16 protein-coding genes and 1 tRNA gene are annotated in these 19,747 nt (G+C 37.8%); 11 read left to right on the top strand and 6 right to left on the bottom strand.

The genetic code is table 11. The features are described from left to right. Positions 1–2: 2 nt before the first annotated feature. The 6 genes from efp (at position 3) to G7Y56_RS00535 (ending at position 3,911) form a co-directional block, all read left to right on the top strand. Positions 3–569, top strand: coding sequence for an elongation factor P (gene efp / locus G7Y56_RS00560; RefSeq protein ID WP_165020378.1), 567 nt, complete (start codon positions 3–5; stop codon positions 567–569). A 121-nt stretch (positions 570–690) separates the two neighbouring features. Continuing rightward, positions 691–1,389 (top strand): DNA repair protein RadC, encoded by a 699-nt coding sequence (gene radC, locus G7Y56_RS00555; protein ID WP_165040230.1) that lies wholly within the window; start codon positions 691–693, stop codon positions 1,387–1,389. A 237-nt stretch (positions 1,390–1,626) separates the two neighbouring features. Further along, positions 1,627–1,941 carry a metal-sulfur cluster assembly factor gene (locus tag G7Y56_RS00550; RefSeq protein WP_165020376.1) on the top strand — a complete coding sequence of 105 codons (315 nt, stop codon included), beginning with the start codon at positions 1,627–1,629 and terminating at the stop codon, positions 1,939–1,941. A gap of 10 nt (positions 1,942–1,951) precedes the next feature. After that, entirely contained in the window at positions 1,952–2,758 is an 807-nt protein-coding gene (locus G7Y56_RS00545) for a UDP-2,3-diacylglucosamine diphosphatase (RefSeq protein ID WP_165040229.1), read from the top strand. Positions 2,759–2,877: 119 nt separating this feature from the next. After that, positions 2,878–3,225, top strand: coding sequence for a CidA/LrgA family protein (locus G7Y56_RS00540; protein ID WP_165040228.1), 348 nt, complete (start codon positions 2,878–2,880; stop codon positions 3,223–3,225). After that, the gene (locus tag G7Y56_RS00535; RefSeq protein ID WP_165020373.1) at positions 3,222–3,911 is read left to right on the top strand and encodes an LrgB family protein; all 690 of its coding nucleotides are present in this window, start codon (positions 3,222–3,224) and stop codon (positions 3,909–3,911) included. The genes G7Y56_RS00540 and G7Y56_RS00535 overlap by 4 nt, the downstream gene beginning before the upstream one ends. Here the strand turns inward: G7Y56_RS00535 and G7Y56_RS00530 are convergent. Both G7Y56_RS00530 and G7Y56_RS00525 read right to left on the bottom strand, forming a co-directional pair. Then, positions 3,908–4,687 (bottom strand): hypothetical protein, encoded by a 780-nt coding sequence (locus G7Y56_RS00530; protein WP_165040226.1) that lies wholly within the window; start codon positions 4,685–4,687, stop codon positions 3,908–3,910. The two genes, G7Y56_RS00535 and G7Y56_RS00530, sit on opposite strands and share 4 nt — an antisense overlap. A 184-nt stretch (positions 4,688–4,871) precedes the next feature. Continuing rightward, complete coding sequence (locus tag G7Y56_RS00525) at positions 4,872–6,776, bottom strand: PQQ-binding-like beta-propeller repeat protein (protein WP_165040224.1); 1,905 nt, start codon at positions 6,774–6,776, stop codon at positions 4,872–4,874. A 283-nt stretch (positions 6,777–7,059) separates the two neighbouring features. Between G7Y56_RS00525 and G7Y56_RS00520 the strand changes: the two genes are divergently transcribed. Next, positions 7,060–8,940, top strand: coding sequence for an ABC-F family ATP-binding cassette domain-containing protein (locus G7Y56_RS00520; protein ID WP_165040221.1), 1,881 nt, complete (start codon positions 7,060–7,062; stop codon positions 8,938–8,940). A 36-nt stretch (positions 8,941–8,976) separates the two neighbouring features. Beyond that, positions 8,977–10,152, top strand: coding sequence for an MFS transporter (locus G7Y56_RS00515; RefSeq protein WP_165020369.1), 1,176 nt, complete (start codon positions 8,977–8,979; stop codon positions 10,150–10,152). 67 nt (positions 10,153–10,219) lie between these two features. Here the strand turns inward: G7Y56_RS00515 and G7Y56_RS00510 are convergent, their stop codons facing one another. The 4 genes from G7Y56_RS00510 to G7Y56_RS00495 are packed head-to-tail and all read right to left on the bottom strand — an operon-like array spanning position 10,220 to position 16,186. Next, positions 10,220–12,007, bottom strand: coding sequence for a TonB-dependent receptor (locus tag G7Y56_RS00510; RefSeq protein WP_185153965.1), 1,788 nt, complete (start codon positions 12,005–12,007; stop codon positions 10,220–10,222). A 50-nt stretch (positions 12,008–12,057) separates the two neighbouring features. Further along, positions 12,058–15,057: a tetratricopeptide repeat protein gene (locus G7Y56_RS00505; RefSeq protein ID WP_165040217.1), complete on the bottom strand. Its 3,000-nt coding sequence runs from the start codon at positions 15,055–15,057 to the stop codon at positions 12,058–12,060. Beyond that, positions 15,054–15,587 carry an NUDIX domain-containing protein gene (locus G7Y56_RS00500; protein ID WP_165040215.1) on the bottom strand — a complete coding sequence of 178 codons (534 nt, stop codon included), beginning with the start codon at positions 15,585–15,587 and terminating at the stop codon, positions 15,054–15,056. The genes G7Y56_RS00505 and G7Y56_RS00500 overlap by 4 nt, the downstream gene beginning before the upstream one ends. Before the next feature lie 14 nt (positions 15,588–15,601). Continuing rightward, the gene (locus G7Y56_RS00495) at positions 15,602–16,186 is read right to left on the bottom strand and encodes a DUF3109 family protein (RefSeq protein WP_165020365.1); all 585 of its coding nucleotides are present in this window, start codon (positions 16,184–16,186) and stop codon (positions 15,602–15,604) included. Between the two features lie 203 nt (positions 16,187–16,389). Between G7Y56_RS00495 and G7Y56_RS00490 the strand changes: the two genes are divergently transcribed. The 3 genes from G7Y56_RS00490 to priA all read left to right on the top strand — a co-directional run bounded on the left by G7Y56_RS00490 (position 16,390) and on the right by priA (position 19,712). Next, positions 16,390–16,461, top strand: a tRNA-Arg gene (locus G7Y56_RS00490). 113 nt (positions 16,462–16,574) lie between these two features. After that, on the top strand, positions 16,575–17,195 hold the full coding sequence (locus G7Y56_RS00485) for a porin family protein (protein WP_165040213.1): 621 nt from the start codon (positions 16,575–16,577) through the stop codon (positions 17,193–17,195). Between the two features lie 78 nt (positions 17,196–17,273). Beyond that, positions 17,274–19,712 (top strand): primosomal protein N', encoded by a 2,439-nt coding sequence (gene priA, locus G7Y56_RS00480; protein WP_165040211.1) that lies wholly within the window; start codon positions 17,274–17,276, stop codon positions 19,710–19,712. Positions 19,713–19,747: the final 35 nt, after the last annotated feature.

Below are 19,747 nucleotides of genomic sequence, written 5' to 3'. Positions count from 1 at the left end.
TAATGGCAACTACATCAGATATAAGAAACGGAATGTGCCTCGATATCGAAGGACAATACTATGTAATCATTGAGTTCCTGCATGTTAAACCGGGTAAAGGTGCTGCATTCGTCCGTACTAAAATGAGAAACGTAGCTACAGGTCGCGTTCTGGACAGAACATTCAATGCCGGTATAAAACTTGACGAAGTGCGTATCGAAAGACGTCCTTATCAATTCCTTTATCAGGATGATATGGGGTACAACTTTATGAACACCGAGACTTATGAACAAATATCACTGCAAGGGAGCCAAATAGAAGGTGTGGCATTTCTTAAAGAAGGCGATATGGTAGAGGTTCAGGTACATGCAGAAAGCGAAACTGTTCTTACAGTAGAGCTTCCTCAAACAGTAGTACTCCAAATCACATATACCGAGCCGGGTCTGAAAGGTGATACTGCAACAAATGCAACAAAACCTGCAACTGTAGAAACCGGTGCTGAAATACGTGTTCCTCTATTCATCAACGAAGGAGAGAAAATCAAAATCAACACAAAAGACGGTTCGTACGTAGAAAGAGTAAAAGGATAATTCTTTTTATATAAAATACTGAAAGGCTCATAACTTCATAAAAGTTTATGAGCCTTTTTATTTCAAAACAAATTAAGTTTCCACAAAAGAGATATATCTTTGATCTATATTTTTACTGTACATGAATAACATTACAAAACTCAACATAAAAGATTGGGCAGAGGAAGATCGCCCACGAGAGAAAATGCTACTTAAAGGTATGGTTGCTCTCTCTGATGCCGAACTACTGGCTATACTTATTGGTTCGGGCAATAAAAATGAAACAGCAGTCGAATTATCCCAACGCATTCTACACAATGTATCCAATAATCTCAACACCCTTGGTAAGCTTGAAATAAAAGACCTTATCAAAAACTTTAAAGGGATAGGTGAAGCAAAAGCTATTACGATTGTAGCCGCGTTGGAATTAGGCAAACGACGAAAATTATCTGAAGTTATCACACAAACACAGATAACATCAAGTGAAGATGTATATCAAATTTTCCATCCCGTGCTAGCCGATCTGAGACACGAAGAGGTTTGGGTACTATTACTCAACAGGGCAAATAAAGTATTGAAGAAGGTACAAGTCAGCAAGGGCGGCGTAGCAGGAACTGTGGTCGACATACGCATGATAATGAAAGAAGCAATAGAGACCCTAGCCTCGGGCATGGTACTATGCCATAACCATCCATCTGGTAGCGCAAATCCAAGCGGAGAAGACGATACAATTACCCAGAAGTTGAAAGAAGCAGGACGAATAATGGATATCCAACTATTCGATCATATTATTGTATGCGATCATTCGTATTACAGTTATCTGGATAAAGGAAGATTGTAAGGTTTATATCCGTTTTTTGATTATTTTTGTCGATAGAATTTAGAAGTATTATAAACTATCTATTATTCTGTGCGTTTATATGAGACGGTAATAACCGTATATCGATAGATATGTTAGGTCCTGATTTATCTATATAATACACGGTAATATTGTCCGAAAGTAAACAAGAAAAGTTACAATCAAAAACAGCGTAAAAAGTGTCACCTTTGTCACTTTTTAACATAATAACAAAAGAGAATGAGCGAATTACTGAAATTAGAAGAAGATATCGTATACATGCTAAAAACAGTTTACGACCCCGAAATACCTGTGAATGTTTATGACCTTGGACTTATATATAATGTAGAGATCGACGATGACAAGAATGTGACAATCACAATGACATTGACTGCACCTAATTGTCCGGCTGCCGATTTCATATTAGAAGATGTAAGAATGAAAGTACAATCGGTAAAAGAGGTTAACAATGTTCTTGTTAATCTTACTTTCGAACCGGAATGGAACAGAGATATGCTAAGTGAAGAAGCTAAACTGGAACTAGGATTCCTCTAAACAGAACAGTGTGAAGAAAAAAATCTACTTCTTGTCAGATGTACATTTAGGTTCGGCTTATCACAGAAAACACGTGAATAAAGACGAATCGGTATCACTGGCATCTAAAGGGATAGACATCGACCATTATGCCGAACTCAAAGTAGAGCAAAAACTCTGCCGATGGCTCGACATGGTGAAACAGGATGCAAAAGCAATCTATTTGTTGGGGGATATATTTGATTACTGGTTCGAATACAAGAATGTTGTTCCTCGAGGCTATACACGCTTTTTAGGAAAAATAGCAGAAATAACTGATTCCAGTATAGAAGTACATTTTTTTATTGGTAATCACGACATTTGGCTTACCGATTATCTTCAAAATGAATGTGGAATGATTATCCACAGAGAGGCATTAACAACAGAGCTTTTGGGTAAGAAGTTCTTCCTCGCACATGGCGACGGATTAGGAGATGACTCCCGATCATTTAAATTACTACGTAAACTATTCCATAGCAGTATATGCCGAATACCTTTTGCCGCAATACACCCCCGTTGGACAGTAGGCTTTGCCCATTGGTGGTCTAATCATAACAGAAGTACAGGCGAGATGCCCGACTATATGGGTGAAGACAAAGAACACCTTGTGCTTTATGCTAAGGAAGAATTAAAGACGAAGACGGATATTAATTTCTTCATCTTCGGACATCGTCACATTATGCTCGATCTGATGCTTTCACAGTCAGGCCGGATTGTTATACTCGGCGACTGGCTTCGTTATTTCTCCTATGGAGTATGGGATGGTGAGAATTTCGTTTTGGACGTTTACGAAGAATAACATTCCAGCTATTTTTTTAACTCTGCCGCCTTATCTCCGGTTCAAATTTGTAGTACCTTTGCGGCAGTTTAGAGTCACAGACTTTTTTATTACTCTATTTAATTTAGAAGGTTTTCATTATGAAAATGGTAAAGGGTATCTTCATCGTTTTGCTGTTCTATTTTGTAGGACAATGCCTGAGTTATCTTATAAGCGGCTTTGTTCCGGGTAGCATAATCGGAATGATATTATTATTCCTAAGTCTTTATTTCAAAGCGATCTCACCCGACAGCGTTCGCGATATAGCCAATGCATTCACAAGAAATATGGCTATATTTTTCATACCTGCCGGAGCCGGATTATTAGGTTCTTATGGCATAATCAGTCAATTCTGGATGTCTATCCTTATTGTATGCTCTATAAGCACAATACTGGTGATTGCCGTGGTTGGTATTGTTCAACAAAAAATGGAGAAACAAAAAAAATGAGAGCACTATTTGAATCTACAGAATTTTGTCTTATCCTCGTTTTCGGCACATATCTGTTTGGACAATGGGTATTTAAAAAAACCAGATTTGCACTTTTCCATCCATTAATTATATCTATCGCACTTGTTATAGCCTTTCTCAAGATTGCAGATATTGACTATGCAAAATTTGAACAAGGCAGCCAGTTTGTTAGTTTCATGCTCGGACCATCTATTGTAGCCTTGGGCTATGTATTATATGAACAGTTAGACTATCTGCGAGGCAATGTTATATCTATACTTACATCTGTATTTATTGGCAGTATCGTAGGGATCACCAGCGTTATAATACTGGCTAACCTGACAGGAGCTGATCAGATATTGATACATTCGCTCGAACCAAAATCGGTAACGACACCTATTGCCATGAGTATCGCCGAACAATCAGGCGGTAACGTATCACTAACTGCCATAATTGTTGTTTTCTGCGGTATATTCGGCAGTATTATCGGACCACCCGTTCTACGACTACTTCGCATCAAAAGCAGTATTGCTAAAGGACTGGCCATGGGAGCATCGGCGCACAGTGTGGGTACAGCACGAGCAATGGAAATGGGAGCACTCGAAGGTGCTATAAGCGGTCTTGCAATCGGGCTGATGGGTGTTATTACAGCACTGCTTATTCCGATTATACATCAGATACTTTAAGCAGTTATATGCGGAGGGAAAGGTGGAGGAGACAACCGTTTCTTTTCTAATCGATTGGCGATAACAATTTCTGTTACGGGAATCAGAATACCAACTAATAACAGCAATATTGCTTGTAGTTTAAGACCACCGAAAAATTGTCTAATCTGATCTTCAACTATTATATTCAATGCACCATCTACCAACAAATCTTCGATTCTAACACGTGCCAATCTTTCTGATAGATCTTTATCTATTATTATAAAAGGGGCAATCTTTTGTTCCACATAAGCCCTTGCTTTCTCTTGTAAAAAATCGGCTTCGTCGGGATTAGATTCAATGTATTCAACAGCTTTAGCTCTCAAATCATTCTCATTCATGCCTAACCCTTTTGCCAATGAAGCAACAGATACACCATTCATGGATGCGGCAAACTCTGGGTATTTCTGTGCCACCACTTCCTGTATCTCATCGTTCAGATATGTATTGAACAATGTTTTGGTATCCCCTAAGTACTTCGGCATATTTTCAACCAATTGAGTTTCACAATTATGGAATGCAAACCATTGTGTAAAACAGAATCCGGCATAAATAGGTAAAAAGAACATATAAACATATGATAAAATTGTCAAACTCCAATGACGACGTTTAACCATAATCTTCTTACGAAGAAGAAGCTCAACAAGAAGAGTTATTGTAAAACCAATTAAGCCACCGACTATGCCCCAAAACAAAACATGTGCAGGATTTAAATAATCGGCCAGCAAAGCCTTATAACCAAAAAGAATATCTATCATATCGTATGTCGTAATAATTGTACAATTAGTTTTTAAATCGACCCAAAGATAGTATTTTCAGCAAAACGGAATATCTATATTTATATCTATTTCACCAATTATAAAAAGAATACGCTCAACAGAATTTGCTTGCACAAGTCTCTGCTGAGCGTATAATTATACTCTTAATTAGTTTACCGTACCTTTATTTCTGGCTGTAAACTCTCATTTCGTTGTCGTATATATAATACACATTGTTTGTTACATGATCGATCTCATAGATTGGCTTTTCACTTTCGACTGATATTCTATCGACTTCTTTGCCATCCGATTTACGAACTTTCACCAATTCTGCGCCACCGCTTTCTGCTTTATTTATAAGGAAGGCATATTCGCTGTTGTGCTTAAGAGCATTGAAACGAGATTCCATTCTTGCAGTAAACAAAGGATCTGTATTGCTAAAATCAGGCCTGCCATTTTCGTCCTCGGCACCACTAAAGCTCATACCGAAACCGCCTTTTCCCGAATCTGTTGCAAACGAAGCCTGCCCTGTTGTAGCAAATGAATACAACGCTCTTCCGCCTTTAAGCCATCCTCGTTTATTACCACCCGGCTCTTTGTACGTATTGTGATATTTTACTTCGCCATCGAAACCAACTCCAATTGCATCGCTTTGACCAATCAAAGATACTCCCCAATCAAACAATTCGATATCGGCCATTGTATGATCGCTTTTTACATCTTTCAGTTTAGCAAAAGGTTCGTTCTTTTTTTCATCAACACTGTTAGGATCAAACTTATATAGCTTCTTGTCATTGTATACAAGATAAACTTTCTGGCCTTCATCATATTTATATAGAACGGGACGATTCTTATCGAAGTTAATATCTTTTTTCCAGACCTTCTTACCTGTCGTATAATCTACCATATTCCCATAGCTATCAGTCAAATAGAAAACACGATTATTATCTACTTTACCTAAATTATAAATCTCATCTTCCTCATTGTCACAAATCTCAATAAATTTCTTCCATTTGCTTATACCATCTTTACCAATCAGGTTCATTTCTTTATCGGCAACATAGAGATAGTCATTTCCAACAGAGATTACTTTTTTTATCTTATTACCCTTAGCATCTTTCTTCCACACTTTTTTGCCATCTGCGTATGAGTAGAAATTAAACCCGTTGGCATGGGCAATCAGTATTTTGTCTCCGGCATCTTCTATATATGTAATATACTTAGTCGTAATATCATCTTTCCAAAGTTTGTCTCCGGTTTTAACATCCAATAGATTCAATGCTATTTTGGATGATAAGATATTACCGGTTGTACGTATCATGACTAAGTTCTTTTGACTTTCCGACAGGAAAAAATTACTCATCTTAAAATCGGTCTGCCATGCAATTTTACCATCTGCCTTATTCATCTTATACAATGATCCATTTATTGAAACATATAAATCCGAATCGGTAGTAAGAACTTTATCCTCCGAAAGATTCTCGGATTTGAAGCTAAGCAAAGACTTTAACGACTTCAAAAACGAATCGACCGAAGCAAGTTCAGTTATCCATTTCTGAGTTCCTTTTTCCAAATCGTAATATACACAGCTATATGTTTTATTGTTAATCACCATCAGAAGCAAAGCATTTTCTGCCGGCATAAATTCGGATTGCAACACACGATACCCAAATTCTCCGGAATTATAGACAACTTTACCATCTGCAGAATTAATAATAACATCCTTGTTATCAATAGCCAATGAGATGAAGGGCGAATTATCGATAAAGTTAATTTCGTCTTTTTTAGCTTCCAGCAATTTCAGGAAATCGCCACTTTCGACATTATCTATAACAGCCTGAGCATTATTGAGAGCATTACCATTCGATATCTCCTTATCATTTATCTTCCACTCTATAGTATTAGTTTCAGGGTTGTAGCTCTGAAGAGCATCCCGATCCTTAACGATAACACTTCCTGTGTAGTGGTTAATTAAGATTGATTCGACTTTCGCTCCGAAAGGAACGATTACATTAGCCTTTTGCTGCGCAAAAAGCAAGCCACTTTGTATCAAAATACAAAGCAGTAATAGCGTGTTTTTTTTGTTCATGAATAGGTTAATTTAGTAATATGTTGTAAAAGTATTTCGTGATAAGCGCAAATGTATTTATTAAAGGTGTGTCAGATGTCCCTTTTCATAAAGAATGTTTATTATTGCAAAAATAATAAAATAAACGATGTATTCAACTTTTATGATTTTTTTCTTACTGTGTTCAAGAGTATTACAAGAAGGTATGTAACTCTTTTGTTATATTTAATTTAGATTATATAGCTATTACAGATTAGAACAATCTTAATTACTTACCTTTGTAGAAAATATACAGTACTTATATATGGCATCCTATTTACAAGTTGAAGGATTAACAAAGAGCTTTGGTGATCTGATTCTATTCGAAAATATTTCTTTTGGTATAGCCGAAGGACAACGCATCGGACTAATTGCAAAAAATGGTTCAGGTAAAACAACTCTACTAAATATTCTTACAGGAAAAGAGTCGTACGAAAAAGGTACTATAAGCTTTCGTCGCGATTTACGTGTAGCTTATCTCGAACAAGATCCCGGTTACCCCGAAGATATTACAGTTTTACAAGCCTGCTTCTTATCGGGCAACGAAGTAACCGATCTTATTGCTGAATACGAGCGGGTTATTAATTCGACAGAACATTCTACTCTTGACGATATACTTCAACGCATGGATATGCTTCAAGCATGGGATTATGAACACAGAGCGAAACAAATATTAGCCCAGCTGAAAATTACAGATTTCAATCAGAAGATATCGGAATTATCAGGAGGACAACTCAAACGAGTTGCACTCGCTAATGTACTTATTACCGAACCCGATCTTATCATTCTGGATGAGCCGACGAATCACCTCGATCTGGATATGGTGGAATGGCTCGAAGGATATTTGCAACGCTCACGTCTCAGCCTGCTAATGGTAACGCATGACCGTTATTTTCTAGATCGTGTATGTTCTGAGATTATCGAAATAGATCAAAAACAGATCTATCAATACAAAGGTAACTACTCCTACTTTTTGGAAAAGAGGGACGAACGTGTCAGCACACAAAATGTAGTATTAGACAAAGCGAATAACCTTTTACGCAAAGAATTGGAATGGATGCGCCGTCAGCCGCAAGCTCGTGCAACAAAAGCAAAATCACGTATAGAGGCTTTCTACGATTTGGAAAAGAAAGCACAACAAACACGTGATGCGGGTAATGTGAAACTCGAAATGAAAGGCTCTTATATAGGAAACAAAATATTCGAAGCACAGCACGTATATAAAGCGTTCGGTGATATCAAAATCCTCGAAGATTTCAACTATGTATTCTCACGCTATGAGAAATTAGGCATCGTTGGAAACAACGGAACAGGTAAATCGACTTTCATCAAAATGCTGATGGGTGAAGTTGCTCCCGACAAAGGATTATTCGATATTGGCGAAACAGTCAAATTTGGCTATTATAGTCAGGATGGATTGAAGTTTGACGAGCAAATGAAGGTTATCGATGTTATTCAGGACATTGCCGAAGTTATTGACTTGGGTAATGGAAATAAATTGACTGCATCGCAATTCTTACAACACTTCCTATTCGCACCTGAGAAACAACACAGTTTCGTTTACAAGTTATCGGGAGGCGAAAAAAGACGCTTATATCTTTGTACTGTTCTTATTAAGAATCCGAACTTCCTTGTACTCGATGAGCCGACAAACGATCTGGATATAATGACTCTGAATATTCTGGAAGAATATCTGCAAACATTCAAAGGCTGTGTTATTGTTGTATCTCATGACCGTTATTTCATGGATAAGGTTGTAGATCATTTACTGGCTTTCAGCGGAAATGCTGCTATTAAAGATTTTCCGGGAAACTATACTGATTACCGCGAATGGAAAGAAGTCAGCGAACTAATAGAAAAAGAAAAAGTATCTGCATCTGTCGCACCTAAAGAAATAAAACCACAGGCTGAAGCCCCAAAGAAAGAAGAAAAAAAGAAACTCACATTCAACGAAAAACGTGAATTTGAACAACTCGATGCTCTGATACCCAAACTTGAAGAGGAGAAAGCTAAAATAGAAAATGAACTATCCACTGGTTCTCTCTCGAACGAGGAACTCCTAGCTAAATCGAGCCGTATCAGTGAACTTATTAATGAAATTGACGAAAAAACAATGCGCTGGATAGAACTCAGTGAACATATATAAATAAGAAGTGTTTTCTTTTCAATAAGCAATCAAAAAATGGAAGTATTATCTAAACCCAAACTCTGGTCGTTAAGCTACCTGAATGTATGTATAGCTAACTTTCTGATGGCATGTTCATTTAACCTGTTAATGCCTGCCATCCCCTTATATATTACAGAGCAAATGGGCGTTGCTCAATCTAAAACCGGTATCGTACTGGCTTCGTATGCTATTGCATTGCTCATTGTCCGCCCATTTTCGGGATATATGGTCGACATCTTCCCCCGAAAAAAAGTACTACTCCTTGCATTTACATGCTATGTACTTATTTTTTTCGGATACTTCTTTGCTACTACTGTATTATTATTTATACTCGTTCGATTTATACATGGAATCACATGGGGATTATCTACCGTATCATCCAGCACATTGGCAATTGACGTAGTTCCATCCGAAAGACGAGCCGAAGGGATTGGTTATTACGGTACATTTATGAATGTCGCCATGGCTATCGCACCATTTGTCGCTCTGCATATCTACAATCACTACAGTTTCCAAATACTATTGTGGGGAGCTGTAGGTATGGGAATGCTCGGAATCGTAGCCGTTTCATTAATAAAAGCACCTGTAAGACCTAAAGTGGAACGGGAAAAGCTCTCGTTAGACCGCTTCTTCCTATTCAAAGGCTGGCCTATATTCTTAAATCAATTACTTCCATGTTTTGCATGGGGTACGATCGGGCCTTTCGTTGCCCAGTATGCCAAACAAGTAAATATATCGAATGCCGGTATATTCTTTATTTTCTGGGCTGGAGGTATTATTGCTTCACGTGTCTTTTCAGGTAAATTAGTCGACAGAGGTAAAATACATATCGTAAATGTATCGGCAATGGTCATTGTTGCGCTCTCATTTTTCGCCTTCGCAACTGTCCATAATATTTATGCATTCTGTGCCTCCGGATTATTTATCGGTATTGGATTCGGTATGATGGCACCCGCTTTGCAAACGCTTTATATCAATCTCGCCCCGAACAACCAACGTGGTACAGCCAACTCTACCTACCTGCTGGGATTCGATTTAGGTCTGGCATTAGGTATGCTCATTGGCGGATATATTACAGGTATCAAAACATTTGAATTCTTATTTTTGATATGCTCTGCTCTCTGTGTCGTAAGCATATTTGTATACTGGTTCTGGGCTAGAATTGTTTTTGAAAAGAAGAGATTAAGATAGTAGTCATAAAATAAAAGCACCTGTAATATCAAATTACAGGTGCTTTTATTTTATCTGATAAGATGACTTAGAATTTCAAGCTTACTCCGCCTAAGATATTAAATCCTTGCAAAGTATAACCTTTCACTATTTCATATTTCCCATATAGTATATTGTTCAGTCTGGCATTGACCGATACCCAATCGTTAATCTGATACTCGCCTCTAAGATTTAATTCAGTGATATCATTCATACTTGTTGGCGGTCTTCTATCAATGCCTGCAATATCATCGAAATATCCTTTTCGCCCTCCTGCAAACAGAAAAGTTGCCGACATGGTCAGTTGATCCATCGGCTTCACATCAGCATTCAATTCAGCTGTAAAAGTCGGAAGCCCCCATGCTTTTTGCTCCGTAGGATAAGTATCCATTATCGGATTTTCCCTGTCATAAACAAAAGGTTTCGTATATTTCACATTGTAGAAATAAGCAATAGCCTTTGCAGACAAAGTTGTATAAGGAATCAGATTTGTCTTAAGCAAACCACCAATATGACCAGTCGATATATTCGCATAAACAGGTACACTCATATTTCCCCATTCAAACATTGGACGTGCAATAAACAAGTGATCTTTTTTCGTATGTTTATAACCACCAAATATATCGAATTCAAAACCCGGAACAACTCCCGATTTAAATCCTATTTTAGCATCATAAACAGTTTTGGAATACTCGACACGAGCCATTGGCGATGTATATCTGTTTTCTTGAAGAATGTCTAAGAATGTATTATTATTCACTCCTCCGGTAATCTCACCGTAAAGCGTACTTGTTTCATCGACATGAACATTAGCGATAACATTAGGACTCAAGAATATTGCATTATCAGAGTCGAACAAAGCACTGGCATTCAGTCCCAGTTCAGCAGTCCATGATACACCTTCGAATCGGATATAAGGAGTTCCTGTGACATTCGTAAACGAATGATAGGCATCTTTCAGATGTTCAGTAGGGCTATTGAACGATTGATTCATAATTAATCCTTTCACCCCGACAACCTTATCCGAGCCGAACTCTGTATAAATATCAGCATCCAAATTTATAATTCCTCCGCCGGGAGCTTTATCTGATTTTTGAAGCCCGTATTTACTTTTGAAATAGTCGTAGCTTACATTCCCTTTATATTTCAACAAACCACTATTCGTATCGGTCGATTTTAATCCTGCGCCAAAACTTACAACATCGACGTTCTGTTTCGATTTTATATCATAAGGGAAAGTTTCAGCTGCTGACAGAGACCAGAAACTGTTACCATAATAATTATAAGCTGTATTGAAATAAGAGCCATAGAATGATAAAACAGACGGTTCGAAAGCATGCTCATATTTCAATTTTACTTTGGTATCGGCATATTTTGCTTTTACCTCATTGAAAACATATCCCGGATGAGCGAATTTAACGTCACCGTTCATCGAATTATGAGTTGCCGATATATCTAACCTATCATTGCCGGAGTTTACTAATCTATATCCGAAAGCTCCATCTAAATTGGCATTAGTACCTCCACCGAATATCAGATAGCCACGCTTTTTGCTATACTCTATATCTGTTTTGATATCACCCGAAGCTACACTACCCAATAGATTGTTAGCTAAAGATATTTGTGGCGGCTGACTTACAAAACGGGCATCCCGCTTAGCTATTGTCGGCTCGTAAATAGAAGGGAGCGAATTTATTTTAGACGCATCCTGCAATGTCGGAGTGTATTCACGTTCGAGCATTACCTGACGGGTGAGCGTTGTATCTTTCTGTGCTGCGGCAGTAAGGCTTATTAAACCTAATGCTGCTACTAAAATGGATTTATGTATATTTTTCATTTTACTCTTTTTTGAATTCGTTCTTATTGATTCCATCTGTAACAGAATTATTAATTATTCAATTTAGATAAACGTCCTGCTATCATATCGGTAATATCCTGCTCCGAACCTTTATAATTCGCCTGCAAGCTTTCAAGATACTGACGTGCCTGGAATTTATCTCCTCTAGCAACGTAAACATCTGCCAGAACGATCACAGCTCGTGCCATCCAGTATTCGTGAGTAGTACCTTCTTTCATAAATGAAACCACTTGCGCTTCTGCCTTATCGTACGATTTGGCTTTATAATATGCCTCTGCCAATAAGAACTGAGATTCTGCACCGAATACTGTTCTAGTGTTTTTAGCTACAAATTGTAAGTCTACAATAGCCTCATCTACCTTACCCAGATTTCTCAGCGATTGTCCTCTATAAAAGCGAGCCTCGTTAGCAACATCAGCTGAAACCTTAGTATTAGCTAAAATCTTGCTTGCTGCGGCAACAACATCATTATCTTTCTTCATCAGATATGCACAGCGCAATATACCGAGTTGTGCCACATCTCTGTTCTCAGCACTTGAAGCCGATTGGTTAAGATGTTCGTATGTAGCATATGCAGCTGCATAATTTTTGTTATCGAATTCTATGCCCGAAGCATAAATAAGTGCATCGTCCAGATATTTCGGATTATTAGAACTTATTACATTCTTAAAATTATCGAGCGCTGTCGTAAAGTCTTTTGCATCGAACGCCATAGTTCCTAAATGGAAACTGGCATCGCTAGCAAAAACTCCTTTAGGATAAGCTTGTAAATATTTATTTAACGCAGATTTTGCTTCATCTTTACGGCCTTTCATAAATACATTCTCGGCAGCCAGATAAGTTAATGAATCCTGACGGCTTGCAGATAGAATATTTCCTTTACCCAACGAGTTTACGTAGGAAGCATATGAACCGATATCGTTAATATCTTTATATACCCCCTCCATACTTTGAATTGCAATACGTGCTTCATCTGTATTCGGATAGTTGGATACCACTTGCTTGTAAGCTGCAATAGATTTTTGAGGATTATTTGTATTGAAATATAATTGTCCTAATTGCACACCTGCTTTTTGAGCTAGATTTGTTTTAGGGTGTTCACTCAATAGCTTTTCCAGTACCGATATTGCTTCCGGCTCTTTATTCAACATAACTAATGCCCTGCTCTTTTCAAATAAAGCATCATCGTAATATTGAGAGTTCGGATATTTAGACATCATGCTATTCAAAGCAGTAACCTTACCGCTATAGTTGCGTTGCAGTCCTAAAACGAAAGCCTTTTGGAATTCCGAATAATCTGCATTCGCCGGATTAGCATTTACAGCCTGTGCATAATAGTTTTCCGCTTCGGAGAAATTACGGCTATACAAATAACAATCACCTATTCGGTTAAGTGCATCATGATAATTAGACGATGAGCGATCTTTCTCGACAGATACATATTTCTTAAAATTTGTCAGTGCTGCACTGTAGTTTTTTGTCTGAAAGTTGGTATAACCCAAGTTATATAGTGCCAATGGATAATTCTTTTGTGAAGAACTTACCTGCCCGATATATGTGCTATAATCTTTGGCTGCCGATTGATAATTCGATTGACGGTAAGCCGTCTCACCTCTCCAAAAATAAGCTTCATTTTTAGCATCCGTATTGTAAGTACCCATATTGATGGTTGCATTGAAGTCTTTTGTTGCAGAAACATAGTCCCCGTCAATAAACGCCTGAACACCTAATTGATAAAGTATTACCTGCTTGGCATCCAATACCGGTTTACCGGGCGATTTTATCTTATCTATCACATCGAGCGCCATTTTATAATTCTTCACAGACAGTAAGGTTGTAGCTAATGCACTGTTCACCTCGTCTGCATGTTTCGAATTCGGATATTCAGTCAGGAAGCGTTGGAAAGCTGTCACCGACTGCCCAAATGCAGAAACAGACTCTCTGTTTACCAGCATTACATAATTATATAGCGCCTCTTCGCTTATTGTAGAATCAAACTGACTACGTGCCGCTGCATCGAAAGCTAATAGAGCATTTTGAGTATCATTTAGTTTTAGATAAGATTGACCAAGCAACATATTACCTGCCTGCCCCAGCTGATCTAAACTCGAAGCTACGAACTTAAGAGCGTGTGCAGCCTCTGTATAATTACCTATACTATAATAAGCATCTCCAAGTTGGTACATATCTTCACGAATCGGATTCGATTCTGCCTGAAAATATCTTTCATAATAACTTATAGCACTACTCGTATTTCCTGTACGATAATAGCTATTACCCAACAAACGATAAACTTCTGTCGAATTTTTACTATTCGGATAAGAAGCTAAGTAATCTAATCCTTCAGTTATGGTTTCCGAAAGATTACCTTCCATATATGCACTCTGGATTAAGAAGAATGTTGCATTTTCCTTATATTCCGGCTTGCTCTTCAACTTATGGAATATGGGAGTGGCGTGTGCATAATCTTTATTTTGGAAATGGATATATGCCAAATAGTAAGATGCAGGCTCACCATATCGATGGCTCCTTCTCGATAGCACCTCGAACAATTGTATCGCCTTAGCTGTATTGCCAATCTGCAAATTTGCAAAAGCAGTTCTGTAGCTATAATCTTCCTGCTCATTTATGGAGAGATAATCCACATCGCATTGCGATAACCAGTAAACAGCTTTCTGCCAGTCTTTTTCACTAAAGTGAGTCGAACCGATAAAAAAAGCCAACTGATTACGGTGATAGGTTTCAGTATATTTTTCCAGATAATCTTTCAACATATTACCGATTCCCGCTTTACCCTGATAAAACATAGAACTCAGAATAATGTAATCGGCCTCTTGCTGAAGTTTTGCATCTTTCGACTGTTTCTTGAACTCTTCAAGAGCATTTATAGCCCCCACATAGTTGTTGTTCATAAACATTTCTTGGCCCTGCGTAAAGAGCCTGTTAGGCAATTCGGCATACACAGATTTCTGTGCGTGTGCAAATTGTACACTTGCAGCGATACCCAGTACTACGAGTATTTTTTTCATATAGTAGTATTTTTTATTTTCTTAATTACTTCTTTTACCGAGTGTAACCCAAATCGCTCAGGATCGAGTTCCGATATTTTGATAAACTCTAATTTTTCAACGTCGTCATCCGCTTTTAATTGTTCTTTATCCGAAACTTTGCACAAATAAACAAGATCTAAAGTGTGAACTTCAAATCCGGAATAAACATAAGTATTTGGAATAGAGAACCAATAACGTAGGTCTAAAATATTCAGATTAGTTTCTTCCTTTACCTCTCTGGCAACAGCCTCTTCTCCGGTTTCGTACATATCTACAAAACCACCGGGCAAATCGAGTGTACCCATAGCCGGCTCATGAGCACGAGTAGCTACTAGCAACTCGTCTTTATCATTTATGATGAGGGCTATTGTAGATGAACAGGAATTGAAATAATACACAAAACCACAATCTTCACACTTTTTCGATTTGAAATTATTCTCAACAAAGTGGTGGGAGCCACATTTGGGGCAAAAGCGAAACTGAGATAATGGGTGTAGGGTATTTTTCATTAGATTATAGCGAATTATTGATTTTCTTTGCTCTTAGCATATTCTTCGGCTATCAATTCCAGTTCGTTGTACCACCCCTCGCCAAAACGACGAATAAGCGGAGTTTTCAAAAACTGATAAATTTTCAATCCGTTTTTATTACCCAAAGCTACTGCTGCTTTACAGACTTTCCATCGGTGATAATTTACCGCAGTAAATTCACGATAACGCTGTAAACGTATGGGATACAAATGACAAGAAATTGGTTTGTAAAAATCAATCTTTCCTTCTTTATGAGCTTTTTCTATGGCACATTTGCAGATACCTTTCTCATCGTAGTAAGTAAAAACACAGTCTTTACCATTGACAATAGATGTTACCATCTCACCGTCACTATCTTTGTAAGCAACACCTTCTTTTTTTATTAGTTCTTGAGCTACGGGAGATAGATCATCCCATACATGAGGCAATATGTCTTCAATTATTTTCACTTCCTCATCCTCTAGCGGAGCTCCGGAGTCTCCCTCAACACAGCACTCACCTTTGCAGGCAGACAAGTCGCACAAAAAGCTCTCTTCAACTATATCTGTTGCAACTATCGTATCGTTTATTTGAAACATTTTTTATTGTTTGCAGTTATCAAAAAATTACTTAGCAAAGATAACTGTTTTTGCTACAACATGCCATTATCAGAACTGCTAATTGAGCAAAAGAGAGATTTCTTTTAACACAATTTGATTAAAATTGAATTCTATTTGACTATTGTCCGAAATTCTTTTACTTTTGCAGTTGAATTTTTCACTCTGACCAAAGTGAAATATCTGGCGCAGTAGTTCAATGGATAGAATAGAAGTTTCCTAAACTTTAGATTCGGGTTCGATTCCCGGCTGTGCTACTTTTACTCACTAACGCAATGACTGTGAACATAATTTAACAGGAACCGAACAAAAGAAAACCACATTTGTTTAACTGCTATAGTATTCGATGTAGAACAAACAAAAACTAAAAATGAAAATGACAAAGAAAATTATTCTTGCTTTAACATTCAGCCTAGCTGTACTAAGCATACAAACAGCCTCAGCCCAAATAGTTCGCTATGGCTTTAGAGGAGGCATTGATGTTATAAATCCTAGTTTTAACTCTGATGCTCTTAAAGTGAGTAATCGTGTTGGTTATCAATTAGGAGCATCTCTTGACTTAACAGTACCTATTATAGGCCTTGGTCTAGAAACAGGAGCACTATTCGGTCGTCACAACTACGACTCAAATAGTCTTATGAAAAATCAAAACAATGACATATCTAGCTTTAACTATTTGCAAGTACCTGTATTTATAAAACAGAAATTCTCTATATTAGGTCTTGCTGGTTTATATTTTACTGCTGGTGCATATGGTAACATTAAACTAAGTGGTGGCGACCTTACACTAGAGGGAGAAAAATATGAAGCTAAAGGTTTCCAAACCGGATTAAGTGGGGGAGCTGGAGTTAGCCTATTAAACCATTTGGAATTAGGTTTTATCTACCGTCACAAACTAGGTGATACTTATTCTAGTTCTACTACAGATCTTAGTCGATACAACAAGGTAGACAGAAATATATGGTCTATAACTGCTGCATATTACTTTTAATTTGTAATTTTATAGGTGTCATAAACAAGCTTGTTATGACTAGATGCGTAACAACAATACATTTATAGTACTTATAAAATGCCACTATATGCCGATCTAATATTGCCACTGCCCTTAGATACTCTTTTCACATACGAAGTTCCCAACGAATTAAGTAATATAGCGAAAGAGGGTGTAAGGGCAGTGGTGCATTTCGGCAAAAAGAAATACTACACAGGTATCATTTTCCGTGTATACGAATCGGAAGCCCGAAATGATATAAAAGAAATCACATCCATACTGGAAGATCACCCAATTGTTTTACCTACTCAATTGCGTTTCTGGGAATGGATCTCTAACTATTACATGTGCACCCTCGGTGACGTATATAAGGCTGCACTTCCTTCTTCCCTCAAACTTGAAAGCAAAACTTTTGTGATTCTTAATCCCGAATTTGAGGTACAAGAAATATTTACACCAAATGAACAGAAGGTTTTCAATCAGCTTTCACCAACAAAAGCTCAAACAATTGCAGATATAGAAAAGCTAACAGGCTTACCGAATCCCCTTCCTGCAATAAAATCATTAGTAGACAAGCAGGCAGCTTTCATCAGCGAAGATATCCAGAATACTTATTCTCCAAAAACACAATCAGCCGTTCGACTAACAAAATCGCATACAGACGAAGAACTGAATAACTTATTAGACAGCCTCAGTAAAGCCAAAAAGCAACAGCATTTGTTCACGACTTTTTTGCATCTCAATGAAAACCAGGGTCTCATATTAAAAAAACAGCTTCTTGAAAAAGCTGATGTATCATCTGTCGTACTTAATGAACTGGTAAAAAAAGGTCTTTTAGAAATATACAACAACGAAGTCAATCGGCTTTACTATGGAGAATCGAATATAGAATCGGCATACGCTTTGAATGACTATCAGCAAGAGGCATATAATGAAATCCAAACTTCATTCGTAGAAAAAGACGTAACTTTATTATTCGGAGTAACATCGAGCGGAAAAACAGAAATATATATCCAGCTGATTAAAGACATGATCAGTAAAGGCAAACAGGTCTTATATCTATTGCCGGAGATAGCACTGACAACACAGATTACAGAGCGTTTAAAAAGTGTATTCGGAAATCAATTAGCTGTCTACCATTCCAAGTTCAACGATAACGAACGAGCCGAAATATGGAATAAACTACTGAAAAACGATGAATGCAAAGTTGTTCTAGGCGCGCGATCTGCCGTATTTTTACCCTTCACCGATCTTGGACTCGTTATTGTAGATGAAGAGCATGAGGCTTCGTATAAGCAACAAGACCCTGCACCACGGTACAATGCCCGTAATGCCGCTATTGTTCTGGCAAATATACATAAAGCAAAAACACTGCTCGGTACGGCAACACCTGCTATCGAAACCTACTATAACGCACTGAACGGGAGATATGGATTGGTAAAACTAACCAAAAGACACGAAGATATAAAGCTACCTCATATATCTGTTATCAACACGAAGGAACTTCGAAGGAAGAAACAAATGAAATCTGTCTTATCTCCTCCTCTAATTGAGGTGATGAAAGATATTTTATCAAAAAAAGAACAGGTTATATTATTCCAAAACAGACGAGGCTTCTCCTCTTTATTGGAATGTAAAACATGCTCATGGACTCCGCATTGCAAGCATTGCGATGTGAGCCTCACTTATCACAAAGGACAACGGATGATGATCTGCCATTATTGTGGAGCAACTTATTCTGTTCCTTCGGTCTGCGAAGAATGCGAAACCCCCACCCTGGAGGTAATAGGCTATGGAACAGAACGTATAGAAGAAGAGGTAAGCACCATTTTCCCCGACACATCTATCGGAAGAATGGATCTTGATACAACTCGAGGGAAAAGATCATATGAGAGAATCATTTCTGATTTCGAAGACAATAAAACAAATATCCTTATTGGCACACAAATGGTATCTAAGGGTCTGGACTTCGACAACGTTAGTGTTGTAGGAATACTGAATGCCGACAATCTCCTCAATTATCCCGACTTCAGGGCACACGAAAGAGCATTTCAGCTGATGACGCAAGTTAGCGGAAGAGCCGGTCGCAAAAACAAACAAGGGCTTGTACTTCTTCAAACATCGCATCCCGGACATCCTGTTATCAATTATGTTAGGAATAATGATTATGAATCATTCTACGAACTTCAAACGGACGAAAGGCGGCTGTTCCATTATCCCCCATTTTTCAGATTAATAGCAATTGTTATCCGAGGACGAGATGAAAATATTGTTGATGGTGGCGCACGACACTTCACTCAATTACTGAAACAATCATTCGGCGATCGCATACTTGGCCCAAGCAAACCGCCTGTTGCCCGAGTGCAGGCACTATATATCAGAAAAATCCTATTAAAGATAGAAAATCAGGCATCGATACAAAAGGTAAGAGAATCTATTATTTTTCATCAGAAAACTCTACTAGCCGATCCTGCATTCAAGGCCGTATTATTTCATTTCGATGTCGATCCGGTGTGAGTATGCGGCTATATCCAGAGAGGAATATTATAAAC

The sequence above is a fragment of the Dysgonomonas sp. ZJ709 genome (genome assembly GCF_011039195.1).
Lineage (GTDB): Bacteria > Bacteroidota > Bacteroidia > Bacteroidales > Dysgonomonadaceae > Dysgonomonas.
Note: the sequence above shows the minus strand (reverse complement) of the source record. Positions and strands in the feature narration are given on the sequence as shown.

What these genes read in the sequence shown, in the direction of transcription:
- G7Y56_RS00485 (WP_165040213.1), top strand. Translation starts at nt 16,575, where the DNA reads ATGAAAATGACAAAGAAAATTATTCTTGCTTTAACATTCAGCCTAGCT.
- G7Y56_RS00535 (WP_165020373.1), top strand. Translation starts at nt 3,222, where the DNA reads ATGAGAGCACTATTTGAATCTACAGAATTTTGTCTTATCCTCGTTTTC.
- G7Y56_RS00515 (WP_165020369.1), top strand. Translation starts at nt 8,977, where the DNA reads ATGGAAGTATTATCTAAACCCAAACTCTGGTCGTTAAGCTACCTGAAT.
- G7Y56_RS00530 (WP_165040226.1), bottom strand. Translation starts at nt 4,687, where the DNA reads ATGATAGATATTCTTTTTGGTTATAAGGCTTTGCTGGCCGATTATTTA.
- G7Y56_RS00495 (WP_165020365.1), bottom strand. Translation starts at nt 16,186, where the DNA reads ATGTTTCAAATAAACGATACGATAGTTGCAACAGATATAGTTGAAGAG.
- G7Y56_RS00525 (WP_165040224.1), bottom strand. Translation starts at nt 6,776, where the DNA reads ATGAACAAAAAAAACACGCTATTACTGCTTTGTATTTTGATACAAAGT.
- G7Y56_RS00550 (WP_165020376.1), top strand. Translation starts at nt 1,627, where the DNA reads ATGAGCGAATTACTGAAATTAGAAGAAGATATCGTATACATGCTAAAA.
- priA (WP_165040211.1), top strand. Translation starts at nt 17,274, where the DNA reads ATGCCACTATATGCCGATCTAATATTGCCACTGCCCTTAGATACTCTT.
- G7Y56_RS00540 (WP_165040228.1), top strand. Translation starts at nt 2,878, where the DNA reads ATGAAAATGGTAAAGGGTATCTTCATCGTTTTGCTGTTCTATTTTGTA.
- efp (WP_165020378.1), top strand. Translation starts at nt 3, where the DNA reads ATGGCAACTACATCAGATATAAGAAACGGAATGTGCCTCGATATCGAA.
- G7Y56_RS00520 (WP_165040221.1), top strand. Translation starts at nt 7,060, where the DNA reads ATGGCATCCTATTTACAAGTTGAAGGATTAACAAAGAGCTTTGGTGAT.
- G7Y56_RS00505 (WP_165040217.1), bottom strand. Translation starts at nt 15,057, where the DNA reads ATGAAAAAAATACTCGTAGTACTGGGTATCGCTGCAAGTGTACAATTT.
- G7Y56_RS00500 (WP_165040215.1), bottom strand. Translation starts at nt 15,587, where the DNA reads ATGAAAAATACCCTACACCCATTATCTCAGTTTCGCTTTTGCCCCAAA.
- radC (WP_165040230.1), top strand. Translation starts at nt 691, where the DNA reads ATGAATAACATTACAAAACTCAACATAAAAGATTGGGCAGAGGAAGAT.
- G7Y56_RS00510 (WP_185153965.1), bottom strand. Translation starts at nt 12,007, where the DNA reads ATGAAAAATATACATAAATCCATTTTAGTAGCAGCATTAGGTTTAATA.